Raw genomic sequence first — 14,639 nt, 5'->3', positions numbered from 1 at the left:
CTCCTCCTTTTTGATTTCTCCTTTAATCTAAATCAATCAGCTGCATCGCAGTGTCCTCATCCGTGATTAAAACATCCAGATAACTGCCCCTGAGGGCGGCGCGTATGGCATCCACCTTCTGAGGACCGCCGGATATGCCGATTACATTATTCAGGCTCTTCAATGTATTCAACGAGGTGCTGAACAGCCGTTCCTCGATGTCGCTGTGGATAGGGCTGCCATCCTTGTCAAAAAAGTGGGTCAGTATATCGCCGACCGCTCCCTGCATGGAAAGGTACAGGAAGTCATTGGGATTCAAGATACCGTTGGAGATAATGGTTGCATCCTCGTTCATGGCCCCGATTCCCACCACGGTCATGGTGGCCAGGCGGACCATCCTTGCAATCTCCTGGATGGGCGGCTCGTCACGCATGGCCTTGCACATCTCCTTTGAGGATACAAGAAGGGGGGCGGGGTACAGGTAAAGCTTGGCATTGAAGATGTTGGAACGGATATTGGGCAGGTAATAGCTGACCCCGCCTGTGAGGGAAACCACGGAGATGGGGGATTCGGCTATGGTGGCCAGATGGTTCAGCACCCTGCTGGGGGTGTCCCCGTATCCCATGTTGATGAACATGTTCTCCGTCAGCCTGTCTCCGATATACATGGCGGCTGCCTGGGCAATGGTCTCGTTGAGGTTGGAGCCGTTCGGCGGGGTGGGGACCACAAAGACATCCTTTAAGTTCCACTGGGTGGTGAGTTTCTGTTCGAGCATCAGCTGCTGGCTCCGCTCAGGAGAAATCTTAAACTGAATCACCCCTGTCTGTCTGGCCTTTTCCAGCAGCTTGATGACCTTCATGCGGGATATCCCCAGCTTCTCGGAAATCTTCTGCTGGGTCATGTTTTCTATATAATAGTACCAGGCTGTTTTAACGATTAAGGAATCTTCATAATCCATACCGGCCCTAACACCTCCTGTATCACGATTTGTAACATGATTTATATTATGAAGCAAAACATATGAAGCCAAACAATAGAAAAGACGTGAAACAAATGTTTTGATTCAAATAAAATGTTTACTTTGACATTAGTATATCAAAGGGCAACATTAATGTCAATATGCAAAATTGGGGGAAATACACATGAAATAGGGGAATGAACCTTAATAAATGCGCACTAATTCGTGAAAAAATAAGGCAAAACAGAAAAGTAAAAGGTACAAACCACTAAAAATGGTCTGTGCGGATTCGCGTAAATCATGTTAAAATGCTGAAAACCCCTTGACAAACTTATGTCATTCCCGTATACTTACAAGTGTTACAAATGTTTTATTAACAAACAAAAATATCAAAAACGATAAATACAGATGCGCTAAGGAGGGTAAACATGAGTCAAGCAGGAACATGTGATTCAAAAGACATGCTGCTTTCTGCCCGCGGCGTCTTTAAGACATTTGGCTTAAACGCAGTTTTAAAAGGAATTGACCTGGATGTTGGTAAGGGCGAGGTGCTGGCTTTGATAGGTGGGAACGGTGCTGGAAAGAGCACCCTGATGAAGATCATCATGGGTATCTACCAGCCTGACGAAGGGGAGCTTGTGATTGCAGGCGGGAAGATAAGTACCTTCAAACCTTCGGTCATACTTGCAAAAGGGGTCTACATGGTACCCCAGGAACCCATGCTTTTTCCCAACATGACGGTTGAGGAGAACGTGCTGATCGGTTTCAAGGAAAAGACAGGTCCCTTAAGGAAGCGGCTGATCCAGATCATGGATGACATTGGCTGGCACCTGGACCTGACCAGGAAGGCCATGAGCCTTTCCATCGCAGAGCAGCAGCTGGTTGAGCTGCTGAGGGGGCTTTTAAGGAACGCAAGGGTATTGATTCTGGATGAACCTACCAGCGCCCTGACATTTGACGAAGTGGAAAGCCTTTTTAAGATAGTGGAGGATTTAAAGAAGAAGGGCATTGGGATCATCTACATAACCCACCGTCTGGCGGAGGTGTTCCAGATAGCAACCCATGTGGCAATCATGAGGGACGGTATCATTACATTAAAAGGACGCGTTGCTGATTTTTCCAGGGAGATGCTGGTAAAGGGACTCCTTCCTCCCAATATGGATGAATCTGAATTAAAGGACGGCAAGGACGCGGCCGGGGCCATTCACTATGAAGGCCTGAAGCCGGTGTTTGAACTGCAGCATTATTCCGGATACGGATTCGAGGACGTGAACCTGAAGGTATACCCCGGCGAGGTACTGGGAGTGGCCGGAGTGGTGGGCGCCGGACGTACGGAGCTGGCCACCACCATATTCGGAAGGGATAAGGTCTTAAAAGGAAAGGCAATCCTGGACGGTAAGGATGTAACCGGTCTTTCCACGGCAGAGGTGCTGAAGGCAGGCATCAATTACGTGCCTGAGGACAGGCGGCTGAACGGCCTGTTCGGCATCAGCGACGTGGCAGCCAACACAACGTCTTCCTTATTAATGGATAAGAAGATGGGCGGGTTTTTCCTGGACCGGAAAGCGGAAAGGGAGGTTGCCCAGCGCTACATCGATGATTTCCGTATCAAGGTTACGGGCCAGGACCAGACGGCCGGAAGCCTTTCCGGAGGAAACCAGCAGAAAATCGTTATCGGAAGGTCACTTTCCACCAACCCCAAGCTGGTCATACTGGATGAGCCTACCCGTGGCATTGACGCCGCGGCCAGGGGCGATGTGTATTCCATTATTCATAAACTGAAGGCCCAGGGCGTAGCAATCATGCTGATATCTTCTGATATGGAAGAAATCGTGGAGCTTTCCGACCGGGCAGTGGTGGTATTTTCCGGGCGTATCAAGGGAGAACTGTCCAAGGCGGAAATCAGCCAGGCCAGCCTGATGGCAGCATCCTTTGGTGTGGCAGAAGAATGAAAGCAGGTGGAGAGACATGAATCAAATGAAAAAGATAATCAAATCCCATGAAATGAGCAGTTTTCTATTTCTGGCAGCATTGATATTCATTGTGGGATGTGTAAACCCGGCTTTCTGGCAGCCCACATCCATCTTAAACTGCTTTAACGACAGCGTGGTGTTTACATTGCTGGCAGTGGGCAGCGCCTTTGTCATCCTTACGGGTGAGATTGATGTATCGGTGGGCGCTACCCTGGGCATGTCCGCCGCAGTGGGGGCAACCCTGCTGAGGGACGGATCCAACTGGCTGGCAGCCATACTGGCGGCGCTGGCCATCGGGGCAGTGATAGGATTTGTCAATGGATTTGGGGTTTCCGTGCTTCAGATCCCATCCCTTATATTTACCCTTGGCGTCAACGGTGTGGTGCGCGGACTGATTTATGTGTATACAAAGGGGGCGTGGGTGGAGAACCTTCCCGCCGAGTATACAAGGATGTCCAATACCCTGATAGCCGGGCAGCTCACCACCTTTTACGCGGTGACCATCCTGATTGTGGTTGCAGGCCATCTGATACTGACACAGACCAAGAAGGGCAAATACTTCATTGCCGTGGGGGACAACGCGGCAGGCGCCACCCTTGTAGGCATACCCGCAACCCAGACCAAAATCATGGCTTACATACTGAGCGGTATATTTGCTGCCGCGGCAGGCATGATTTACACCTCCCGGATCGGCTTCATAACGCCCACCGCGGGCAACAGCTATGAGATGAAGGCAATCGCGGCCTGTGTCCTGGGAGGCATTGCACTGACAGGAGGACAGGGAAGCCTGATCGGCGCGTCCATCGGCGCCATCATCATGTCCAGTATCAGCAGGATCCTTGTATTCCTGGGCTTCTCCTCTGATTACGACAATACCATTACAGGCATCCTGCTGATTACCATCGTGGTCATCAATACCGTAACGCAGAACAGGGCCATCCTGAAGAACCGGCACCACATACTGTCAGCAAGGACAGCGGCGGATGCTGATAAAAAAGGAGGGGTTCAGTCATGAAAAAGGCATTTAAAAGCTGGGAGACCGTCCTGCTCTGTATCCTGGTCCTTGAGTTCATCATATTCGCAACAGCTAACAGCAAGTTCCTGATGCCCCGGGTGTTGTTCGGGAGCATCAACGATATGATTTCCATCTGTATCATTTCCCTGTTCGTTACCTTTGTAATGATTACAGGAGGAATCGATATACAGGCCGGTTCCATTGTGGGCCTGACCTCCATTGTCCTGGGCGTGTCCTGGCAGGACTGGGGACTTAACATCTGGGCGGCAGCCCTTCTTGGAATCGTGGTGGCAGCGCTGTGCGGCGCCCTTTCCGGATACTTCGTGGCCTACTGCGGGGTCCAGCCCATGGTGGTGACGCTGGGTGGCAGCTTCCTGTTCTCAGGCCTTGCGCTGCTGGTATCCAACCTGTCAGCCACGGAAAGCTACAAAGGCATTAACGGGTTTCCTGACAGCTTTATAAGGATTACCAAGTTTAAGCTGTTCGGCGTCATACCCAACCAGGTGCTCATTTTCCTGGCCCTGGCCGTCATTGCTTACATATTGCTTCATAAGACCAAGTACGGACGGCAGATCTTCCTCATCGGCGTGAACCAGAATGCAGCCGAGTATTCAGGCATCAACAGCAGGCTGGTCATCCTCAGCACCTATGTGCTGTCCGCCATGAGCGCGGCGGTCGCAGGCATTGTCCTGACCTCCTATCTGGGAACGGCCAAGAGTGACATCGGCGCAACCCTGACCATGCCCATCATCACGGCGGTGGTGCTGGGAGGAACCCTGAGCACGGGCGGCAAGGGAAGCGTCCTTGGAACAGCCCTGGCAGCGGTGGTCATCGGCGTCTTAAGGTTCGGGCTTCCCCTCTGCTTTAAGGTAAGCCAGCAGTATCTGGATATCCCGGTGGGCCTGATCCTGCTTGTTGTGGTCATCGGACGCTCCCTGGTGAATAACCAGAAGATCATCGCGCTGGTCCATAAAAAGAAAAAATAAAAAGGTATTATGGGAACAGGATTTCCCTGTAAATACGAACATGCAAAAAAACTATAATAATTTATTAAGGAGGAACAAGATTATGAAGAAAAAATTGTTATCAGTGGTTCTCGCAGGAGCAATGACCGTTTCGCTGGCAGGCTGCGGCGGCGGTGGAAGCACCCCTACAACGGCAGCGCCCACAACAGCGGCTGAGACAAAGGCAGAGGCAGCTGAGACAAAGGCGGAAGAGAAAAAGGAAGAGACTGCAGCTGAGGCTCCGGCGGCAGGCGCGGACGTATCCGGCCTGACCGTTGCATTCATCCCCAAGCTGACCGGCAATGCATTCTTCGAGTCCGCTAATAACGGCGCCCAGGAATACTCCAAGGAGTGGGGCTTTACCGTTGATTACCAGGGCAGCGCCAATGCGGCGGTTGCAGACCAGGTAAATGTAATCAACAACGCAATTGCCAGCGGCGTGGATGCAATCTGTGTATCTTCCGTGGATGCCACCGGACTGGATTCAGCCCTGACAGAGGCAAAGGATGCAGGCGTAACCGTTGTTACATGGGATTCAGACGTTTCCGATACGGCCCGTACCCTGATGGTAAGCCAGGGAACACCGGACCTGTTAGGCAAGATGCTGGTTGACATGGGCGCTGATTCCTTAACTAACCGCGGCAAGGACGTAAAGGCTGATACAATTAAGTACTGCTGGCATTATTCACAGGCAACGGTTGCTGACCAGAACTCCTGGCAGGTTGCAGGCGAAGCCTACATCAAGGAAAACTTCCCCAACTGGGAAAATGTAGCTCCTGATAACTATTACTCAGAGCAGGATGCAGAGAAGGCTGTTTCCATCGGCGCATCCATCCTGGAAGCACACTCTGATATTGACCTGATCATCTGTAACGACTCCACCGCGCTTCCCGGACAGTGTAAAGCTGCCCAGAACAAGGGCCTTACAAAGGATGACGTTACAATTACCGGTTTTGCTTCCCCAATGTCCATCAAGGATTACTGCGCAGCTGGCGTTATTGAGCAGTGGGGCCTTTGGGACTGCGGCGTACAGGGCGCAATGGGATGCTACCTTGCAGCTTACCTTGCAGCAGGCAACGAAGTACATGTAGGCGACAAGATTGATATCCCCAGCATCGGTGAAGTAGAAGTTATGCCAAATGACTGCCTGGTTGAAGGCGCATCCACAGCAGAAGTCAACAACGGCGTTGTGCTGCTGCCTGAGCGTACCGTATTCAACGCAGACAACATGAACGATTATAACTTCTAAGTTGAAAAATAGGACAAAATTGATTAAACTGTAAGAAAAGACTTGGAAGGAGATTTTTGATTATGGCTGATTTGGAAGGCGTAAAGGTTGCAAAGGATTATCACGTGGACGTTCCTTTTGCCAATAATGAAGGATTCTATGTGAAGGGGGCCAATCATCTGGACTGGGGCATGAAGAAACATCTGTCCAACATTTTTAACCCCAAAAGCGGCAATACGGTAATGTTTGCATTTGACCATGGATATTTCATGGGGTCGACCGCGGGCCTGGAGCGTCTGGACCTGGTGATTCCCAAGCTGGTTCCTTACGTGGATGTGCTGATGGGCACCAGGGGGGCACTGCGCTCCTGCGTGTCACCGGACTGCGGCAAGGGCATTGCCCTGCGTTCCACTTCCGGTTCCTCCATGCTCAACGATGATTTATCCCATGAGATCCTGGCTGTTGACATCGAAGACGCAATCCGCATGAATGCAGACTGTATGGCCATCCAGACCTTTATCGGCGCGGACGGACAGCTGTCCAGCATTGAGAACCTTTCTAAGGCAATCAACCTGGGAATGAGATACAGCATCCCGACCATGGGCGTTGTGGCTGTTGGCAAACAGATGGAGCGCACGGACCGGTTCTTTAAGCTGGCTACCCGTATTGTTGCAGAGATGGGCGCCAATATCATCAAGACCTATTACTGTGAGAACTTTGAAGAGATAGTGGCGGCCTGCCCGGTACCCATTGTAGTGGCAGGCGGCAAGAAGCTTCCGGAGAAGGAAGCCCTGACCCTGGCCTACAACGCAATCAGCGGAGGGGCGCGCGGTGTGGATATGGGAAGGAACATCTTCCAGAGCACCCATTCCCTGGAGATGGCGGCAGCCATCGGCAAGATTGTGCATGAAGGATTTACGGATAAGGAAGCATATGAATTCTTTGAGGATGCAATCCACTAAAGGATGGCTGGGGCGCGGTTGGAAGGTGCCCTGAGACATGAAAAGGATTCGGATCCGCTGGTTAAAAAAGGCAGGCTGCGTTGTTGGCCTGCCTTTTGTTTCAGGATTTTAGGAAAATGGGGGGATGGAAAATGGAACTGGCTTTAAAAATAGCCCAGATGGTGGCGCCCGTGATTGCCATGATTGGCCTGGGATGCCTGTGCAGGAAAAAACAGTATATTGATGACAAGGGGCTGGCCGGACTGAAGGGCCTGATTGGGAACATCACCCTGCCGGTGGTGCTTTTCAATGCATTTCTGACAGCCTCCTACAGTATGAGGGTGCTGCTTGTGTTTGCGGTGGTCTATGCGGGATTTGGCATTGCCCTGGGATTTGGTTTCCTGACCAGGCGGTTTGTGAAGCCATATGACCGTTTCATGCCCTTCCTGCTCAGTTCGGCAGAGGGCGGGATGCTGGGATACGCGCTCTTTGCCCTGATTGGGGGCAGCGGCGCAACCTCCGTGTTTGCGACGGTTGATATCGGCCAGACCGTGTTTGCGTACACGGTGTACCTGTCGGCCCTTAAGATTACGGACGGGCAGAAGACAGGGGCGCGGGACGTGGTTGCCAGCCTTGTGTCCAATAAGGCGTGCCTGGGCATGGCGGCAGGCATCATACTGGGGGTGTCGGGAGCCGGAAGCGTGATCCTTGGCTCGCAGATGGGAGGAATCGTGACAAGCCTCATTGGCTTCATCACGGCGCCCACCGCGGGCGTGATCCTGATTGTGGTGGGATATGAGCTGGAACTTAGACGGGAGCTGATGGCCCCGGTGGTGAAGACGGTCTTGCTCCGCCTGGCAGTGCTGGCAGCGGTATTGGCGGCGGGCAGCGCCGTCATATTTACGGTAACTCCCTTTGATAAGGAGCTTTTCATGGCAATGCTGCTGATGTACGCCCTGCCCGCGCCCTTTATCATACCGCTGTTTGCGGACACGGGGGAGGATGGGGCCTATATATCCACCACCCTCTCCGTGGGTACGCTGATGACCGTGGTGTTCTTTATCGGGATTGCGGCTTACAGCGCCGCGTGATGGCCGGACTGGCAGGGCGGGACTTGCCTGGGAATGTGGCTTAGCCCGGGCGCGGGAGTGTCTGGGAAATGTGGCTCAGCCCCGGCAAGAGTCGTTCCCGTGAAATATGGCTGCCTCCCACAGAAACCGCGCCGTATCATACAGGTCTGTCTCTGCCAGCTCCTCCTCCGTTGAGTGCCCCCTGGTCATCCCCACGCCCAGGTTCACGGCCATGATTCCCATGGCGTTCAGTGCGTTGGCATCACTGCCCCCGCCGGAGGAGGCGGTAAAGGGGGAAATGCCCATGGAGCGGAATATCCCTGACAGCTCCAATAAGAAGGGATGGTCCTCCGGGATATCGAACCCTTCATATAAATGTTCAATTTCATAATCCAGCGCCGCGCCGGATTCATGGCAGGCAGCCTTCAGGCAGTCCGTCATATGGTCTGTCTGGGTCTTGAGCTTTTCCTTGTTCCGGCTTCTGGCCTCGGCAATGAATTCCGTGCGGGGGTTCACCACATTGGTGGCACCCACGGCGCTGAGTGTTCCGATATTGGCAGTGGTTTCCTCATCCACCTTCCCCAGCTTCATGGCAGCCACGGCCCGGGCAGCCGTGGTGATGGCGCTGATTCCTTCCAGGGGGCGGTTGCCTGCATGGGAAGCCTTGCCGGTAATCACGGCCCGGACTACGGCGTGGCCCGGGGCGGAGATGACCATGCGCCCTGGGGGACCGCTGGAGTCCAGCACCAGGGCATTACCCGTTTCCAGGAGGGAACGGTCTTTTTCCAGGGCCTTTGCCCCGTACTGTCCGCTTTCCTCCCCCACTGTGAAGATAAGCTGGACCGTGCGGTGGGGAACCGGATGGTCCTTTAAGGACCGGGCCAGTTCCACCATGGCCGCTACCCCGCATTTGTCGTCCCCGCCAAGGATGGTGGGGCCTTTGCTGCGCAGGACGCCGTCCTGTCCAAGGACTGGTTCGATTCCCTTTCCGGGAGATACGGTATCCAGGTGCGCTGAGAGGATCAGGGGAGGAAGGCCAGGACTGCCCTTCAGGGTGCACAGCAGGTTCCAGCCATTGGAATGGGTGTCCTGTGCATTTCCCTGCCGTATCACGTCCGCGCCCAGGGCCTTCAGGTCCTGTTCCACCTTCAGGCATATTTCCCTTTCATCTCCTGATTCACTGTCAATCCTGACATATTCCATGAATGTTTCCAGTAATCGATTCCGGTTGACCATGTGTATTCCTCTTTCCTACAGCATCAGTGAAACGCCGGGGCCGAGCGGAAGGCCGAAGGCCATCCATAATGCCAGGAGGATGGTCCATCCGATGAGGAAGATCAGGCTGTATGGAAGCATGGTTGCCACCAGGGTTCCGATTCCCGCATTGTCGTCGTAGCGTTTTGCGAAAATGATGATGGTTGCGAACTGGGACATAAGCGGGGTGATGACGTTGGTACATGAATCGCCGATACGGTACGCCACCTGGGTCAGCTCCGGTGAGAAGCCAAGGAGCATGAACATGGGAATGAACACTGGCGCCAGGATGGTCCACTTCGCAGAGGCAGAACCCATGAACAGGTTGGCAAATGCGGAGAAGATGACAAACAGGATGATTAGCGGTATTGGCCCGATTCCCGATGCGCCGAAGAAGTTGGCGCCCTTCAGTGCGATGATGGTGCCGATGTTGGTGTATTTAAAATAGTTGATGAACTGGGATGACACGAATACCAGTGAGATATAGGTGCTCATGGAAGCCATGCTCTTGCTCATGGAGCCGCATACGTCCCGGTGGTCCTTAAAGGTCCCGGCCTTCCTGCCGTAAACAACGGCGGGAACGAAAAAGTAGAGCGCGATCAGTATGATGATGCTGTCCATGAAGGGAGAGCCGTCCACCAGGCTTCCTGTCTCGGGGTTGCGCAGGAAGGAGGACTGGGGGATGAGCAGCGCAATCATTCCGACGACCATGACCACCAGTACGATGTTGGCTGTCTTGAGGGCCTTGCTCTCTTCCTGTGACATGGAGCTGGAGGTGAAACCGGCAGTATCTGTCCCGCCTTCAAATTTCCCCAGGCGTGGTTCCACGATTTTATCTGTTATGATGGTGCCAAGTATGGTGATGACAAAGGTGGAGGCGCACATGAAGAACCAGTTGCCTGTGGGCTGTACCGTGTAATTGGCATCCACGATGCGGATGGCCTCATTGGTGATTCCTGAGAGCAGGGGATCCAGGGTGCCTACCAGCAGGTTAGCCGAGAATCCGCCGGAAACACCTGCAAAGGCGGCTGCCAGCCCGGCCATGGGGTGACGGCCGTAAGCCATGAACATCAGGGCGCCGATGGGAATCAGCACCACATAGCCCGCGTCCCCCGCCACATTGGACATACATCCTAAGAATACCACCACCGGTGTGATGAGGGCTGCCGGTGTGATTTCCACGGTCTTTCGCAGCAGGGAGGATATCCAGCCGCTCTGCTCCGCCACGCCCACGCCCAGCATGGCCACCAGCACGGTGCCCAGCGGCGCGAAGCCGGTGAAGTTCTTAACCGCATTGGTCATCATGTAGACAATGCCGCTGGTGTTGAACAGGCTTTTGATCGTGACGATGGTGTGTTCCACTTCCCCGGTTTTGCTGTTGATTAATTCGCCTTCCGCGGAAACGCCCATGGCGTGAAGCAGCCCGGAGATGACCACCACGCCCAGGGCGAAGAGGCCGAACAGAACGATTGGATGGGGGAGCTTGTTGCCTGCCCGTTCCACTACGTCCAAGAAACGGTTGAACAGGGACTTATTCCTGGTTTTTTCTTTTGTCATATATCATATCCTCCTTACAGTACGACTTTTCCGTCTTTTAAAATGGTTTTTCCGTCAGCAGTTACGGTTGCGTCCTTCATGATCAGGTCATAGTGGCAGGCAGCCTTGACCGTGCCGCCCAGTGTGATGCTGGTGCCGATGCCGATGTGGGCGGTGCCGTAGACGCCTTCATCCTCCAGCATGAAGCCCATGAAGCGGCAGTTTGGGTTCAGCCCAAGGCCCATCTCAGCCACATTATAGACATTGGGGTCCTGTTTGCTGTCCAGGTCCGCCTTTAACATCCTGGCCTGGCGGCCGCCTTCGATGGAGACAATCATCCCGTTTTCAACGATGCAGCGCACCGGCTCGTCCAGGACGCCGATTCCTATGTATGGAATACTTCCGTCCGCCACGATGACGCCGTTGGCAGTGCCTTCCAGAGGCGAGACATTGGCCTCCACCGTGGGTATGGTTGAGAACTCACCCTTGTCCACCATGCAGTAAAGGGCGTTGCCGCGCCTTCCTGCGGCACTGTAGTAAAGGTCGGTTCCCATGGCGGTGGTCAGATGGATTTCCTCTGAGCCTGCCAGCGCGGCTGCCACGGCTTTGCATTCTGTTTTGGCTGCTTCGAAATCAGCTTCAATTCCTCCGTGTATCATCATGTCCTCGGTGAACTGGGTCAGCACCACGCCGCGGGAACCGGCTGCAATGGCGTCCTTTACAGCGTGGGTGTGGGTGATGGACCTGCCCACCACGGAAATAAACGCGTCGCTGGCCTTCATGGCAGCCGCAATGGGAGCCGGCGGCTCCTGTCCGTCCGTGTCACGGGGGACCATGACCTGCAGGATAGGCTCTGCCTGGACCCGGTATACGGCTGCGGCAATGGCCTCCGCAATGGACAGGCGGGAAGCTTCCGTGATGATCAGCACCTTCTCGCCCGGTTTTACTTTGACACAGGTGGATACCACCTTGTCGGCCCCTCGGGCCATCAGTATTTTCTTCATTCTGTTACCTCCATTCCAATGGTATTATATATGTTCCTGCCTGATGTTGATTTCAGGACAGATATTCAATATTAAATATTCTATAGAATATATCGGGGTAAAAAAAGAAGAGTTACCTTCTCTTTTTCATATAGGCAAGCCCGTTGTCCAGATGGACGGACATGGCCCTGACCGCCTTTTCTTCATCGCAGTCAAGGAATGCCTGGACGATGCGCTTGTGTTCGGACAGTATCTCCTGTTCGCGCTTGGGATCCATGGCCGAATACTTCATATCCCGCAGGATGACGGTGCTGAGGGAATCCATCAGATGGATCAGGACCTTATTGCCCGCTGCCTGGTAGATGGTCTGATGGAAACGGCTGCTGTTTTCCGAAGTCTTCATGAAATCATCTTCGCTGGCAGCGCTGTGGGACAGATGGACCAGAAGGTCTAACTGCTGGTCCGTAATCTTATGTACGGCTTCCCGGACAGCCATGAGCTCCAGGTTGGCCCGGCATGCATAGGCATCCATGATTTCCTCATAGTCCAGCTCCTTCACCACGACGCCGCAGTAGGGGATGCTTTCAATGAAACCATCCCGCTCCATGCGCCGGAATGCCTCCCGCACCGGCGTGGCGCTGACAGCCAGCTGTTTGGCCACGTGCTGTTCCTGGAGTTTGGTCCCGGGGGGAAGGGTGCCTTTTACAATGGATTCCACCAGGGTGCTGTATACTTTTTCACTGAGCGGGGTCTTGCCGACTGCTTTTAAATCTTCTATCATGGATGGGTCTCCGGTTTATTTTATATTCTATAGAATATATAGTACTATATTGAAAGCAATGGCGCAAGCACTTTAATGCGTTGATATGAAAAAAAGTAAGAATCATAGCGGTATTTTTTTACAGATAAAATTTGCGGTGCGCATGTATATTGATGTATAATGACAGGGAATCATATGGATGGGAGCGCGTTTCAGCCACGTTTCCAGGACCTGTTACTGTTTCTGTATCATGGACAGTCGGGCAGGAAGGAGAGAAAATGTCAAAGCCGTACGAAGAATTAAAACCATACATGGACAAAGCCATGGCCATCAAGACAGCCATGACCTTATTTGAGTGGGACAATGAGACGCTTGCCCCAAAGGAGGCAGGGGAACTGACAAGCCAGGTCATCGGTGTGCTGTCAGGCGAATATTTTGAGGCAGTGACCTGCGATGGGATGAGGAAGCTTTTAAAGGAGTGCCGTGAGCAGGGCGGACTGTCAGAGGCAGAGGCAGCCAATGTGAGGGAACTGACAGAGGAGCTGGAGCAGACCATGTGCATCCCCCAGGAGGAGTATCAGGAGTTTGCCCGCCTGACCGCCAGGGCCACCAGCGTGTGGGCCAAGGCCAAGAAAGACCAGGACTTTGAGGCATTTGCCCCAACCCTTGAAAAGGTCATCCGGTTCCAGAAAAAGTTTGCGGGTTACCGGGCAAAGGATGGGAAAAAGCTCTATGATGTCATGCTGGATGATTATGAGAAGGGATTCTCCATGGAGAACCTGGATGAGTTCTTCGGCGTCCTGAAAAAGGAACTGGTGCCATTCCTCAAGAAGGTAATGGAGGAAGGCAAAAAGATTGAGGACGGCTTCCTGAAAGGGAATTATCCTGAGGAAAAGCAGGAGGAGCTGGGGCGTTTCCTGGCAGGGTATGTGGGCTTTGATTTTGACCGCGGTGTCATGGCGGTCAGCGCCCATCCCTTTACAACCAACCTGCACAATAAGGATGTGCGTATCACCACCCACTACACGGACTGCGTGGACAGTTCCCTGTTTTCCGTCATCCATGAAGCCGGGCACGGCATCTATGAGCTGGGAATCCGGGATGATTTAACCCTTACCCCGGCCGGACAGGGGGCCAGCATGGGAATGCATGAGTCACAGTCCCGGTTCTTTGAGAATATCATTGGCCGCAACCGTGCATTCTGGGTGCCCATCTATAAAAAGGTGCAGGAAATGTTCCCCAGTCAGCTGGCACAGGTGGACCTGGACCAGTTCGTGGAGGCCATCAATAAAGTAACCCCGGGCCTTATCCGCACCGAGGCGGATGAACTGAGCTACAGCCTTCATGTGCTGATCCGGTATGAGATTGAGAAAATGCTCATTGAGGAGGACCTGGATGTGGAGAAGCTGCCCGGTATCTGGGCGGATAAATATGAGGAATATCTGGGCATACGCCCTGAGAACCCGGCAGAGGGCGTGCTCCAGGACATCCACTGGTCCCAGGGTTCCTTCGGGTATTTCCCGTCCTATGCCCTGGGCAGCGCCTTTGGGGCACAGCTGTATTATCATATGAAGAAGACCATGGACTTCGAGGGACTTCTGGCGGACGGCGGTATTGACGCCATCCGTGAGTACCTGAGGGAAAATATCCACCAGTATGGAAAATTAAAGACCAGCCGCCAGATATTAAAGGATGTGACAGGGGAGGACTTTAACCCGGAATATTATGTGCGGTATCTGAAGGAAAAATATACCAGGATTTATGATTTGAAGTGACCCGGCCCCATGGCGCCCAGGAAATCATATAATATCCTAAATATCGCCCGCCGGCCCGGCCCGGTGCGGCGATATTTTTTTATGCGCCAAAAGGCGGCACATAGGGCGCCCGTCCCGGACATATATTGATGACAGAGGGATTTTTCAGCCGCATTCAGGGAAA

The 14,639-nt window shown here is 53.3% G+C and carries 12 protein-coding genes; 7 read left to right on the top strand and 5 right to left on the bottom strand.

Annotated features, from left to right (window positions below):
* Positions 1–22 precede the first annotated feature (22 nt).
* On the bottom strand, positions 23–937 hold the full coding sequence (locus tag MCJ35_RS18780; RefSeq protein ID WP_025485912.1) for a sugar-binding transcriptional regulator: 915 nt from the start codon (positions 935–937) through the stop codon (positions 23–25).
* A gap of 428 nt (positions 938–1,365) precedes the next feature.
* Between MCJ35_RS18780 and MCJ35_RS18775 the strand changes: the two genes are divergently transcribed.
* The 6 genes from MCJ35_RS18775 to MCJ35_RS18750 all read left to right on the top strand — a co-directional run bounded on the left by MCJ35_RS18775 (position 1,366) and on the right by MCJ35_RS18750 (position 8,189).
* A complete protein-coding gene (locus MCJ35_RS18775; RefSeq protein WP_025485913.1) occupies positions 1,366–2,889 on the top strand; it encodes a sugar ABC transporter ATP-binding protein in 1,524 nt (507 codons plus the stop codon).
* 16 nt (positions 2,890–2,905) lie between these two features.
* On the top strand, positions 2,906–3,925 hold the full coding sequence (locus MCJ35_RS18770) for an ABC transporter permease (RefSeq protein ID WP_008719214.1): 1,020 nt from the start codon (positions 2,906–2,908) through the stop codon (positions 3,923–3,925).
* On the top strand, positions 3,922–4,911 hold the full coding sequence (locus MCJ35_RS18765) for an ABC transporter permease (RefSeq protein WP_008719212.1): 990 nt from the start codon (positions 3,922–3,924) through the stop codon (positions 4,909–4,911). Before MCJ35_RS18770 ends, MCJ35_RS18765 begins: the two co-directional genes overlap by 4 nt.
* A gap of 82 nt (positions 4,912–4,993) precedes the next feature.
* A complete protein-coding gene (locus tag MCJ35_RS18760) occupies positions 4,994–6,178 on the top strand; it encodes a substrate-binding domain-containing protein (protein WP_025485914.1) in 1,185 nt (394 codons plus the stop codon).
* Positions 6,179–6,240: 62 nt separating this feature from the next.
* Positions 6,241–7,119: a 3-hydroxy-5-phosphonooxypentane-2,4-dione thiolase gene (gene lsrF, locus MCJ35_RS18755; RefSeq protein WP_008719209.1), complete on the top strand. Its 879-nt coding sequence runs from the start codon at positions 6,241–6,243 to the stop codon at positions 7,117–7,119.
* Between the two features lie 131 nt (positions 7,120–7,250).
* Entirely contained in the window at positions 7,251–8,189 is a 939-nt protein-coding gene (locus MCJ35_RS18750) for an AEC family transporter (RefSeq protein ID WP_025485915.1), read from the top strand.
* Between the two features lie 75 nt (positions 8,190–8,264).
* On the opposite strand, the gene MCJ35_RS18745 is transcribed toward MCJ35_RS18750, so the two are convergent.
* From MCJ35_RS18745 to MCJ35_RS18730, 4 genes are all read right to left on the bottom strand, one after another.
* Complete coding sequence (locus MCJ35_RS18745) at positions 8,265–9,404, bottom strand: M20/M25/M40 family metallo-hydrolase (RefSeq protein ID WP_034577661.1); 1,140 nt, start codon at positions 9,402–9,404, stop codon at positions 8,265–8,267.
* Between the two features lie 15 nt (positions 9,405–9,419).
* A complete protein-coding gene (locus MCJ35_RS18740; protein ID WP_008719202.1) occupies positions 9,420–10,979 on the bottom strand; it encodes an AbgT family transporter in 1,560 nt (519 codons plus the stop codon).
* A 14-nt stretch (positions 10,980–10,993) separates the two neighbouring features.
* Entirely contained in the window at positions 10,994–11,962 is a 969-nt protein-coding gene (locus tag MCJ35_RS18735) for an aminopeptidase (RefSeq protein WP_025485917.1), read from the bottom strand.
* 112 nt (positions 11,963–12,074) lie between these two features.
* On the bottom strand, positions 12,075–12,722 hold the full coding sequence (locus tag MCJ35_RS18730; RefSeq protein ID WP_008719198.1) for a GntR family transcriptional regulator: 648 nt from the start codon (positions 12,720–12,722) through the stop codon (positions 12,075–12,077).
* A gap of 257 nt (positions 12,723–12,979) precedes the next feature.
* On the opposite strand from MCJ35_RS18730, the gene MCJ35_RS18725 reads away from it, so the two are divergent.
* Positions 12,980–14,476 carry a carboxypeptidase M32 gene (locus MCJ35_RS18725; protein ID WP_240299610.1) on the top strand — a complete coding sequence of 499 codons (1,497 nt, stop codon included), beginning with the start codon at positions 12,980–12,982 and terminating at the stop codon, positions 14,474–14,476.
* Positions 14,477–14,639 lie beyond the last annotated feature (163 nt).

This window comes from Enterocloster sp. OA13 (assembly GCF_022440595.1).
GTDB classification, from domain to species: Bacteria; Bacillota; Clostridia; order Lachnospirales; family Lachnospiraceae; genus Enterocloster; species Enterocloster hominis.
The sequence above is the reverse complement of the archived record's forward strand: the minus strand, read 5'-3'. Positions and strand labels throughout refer to the sequence as shown.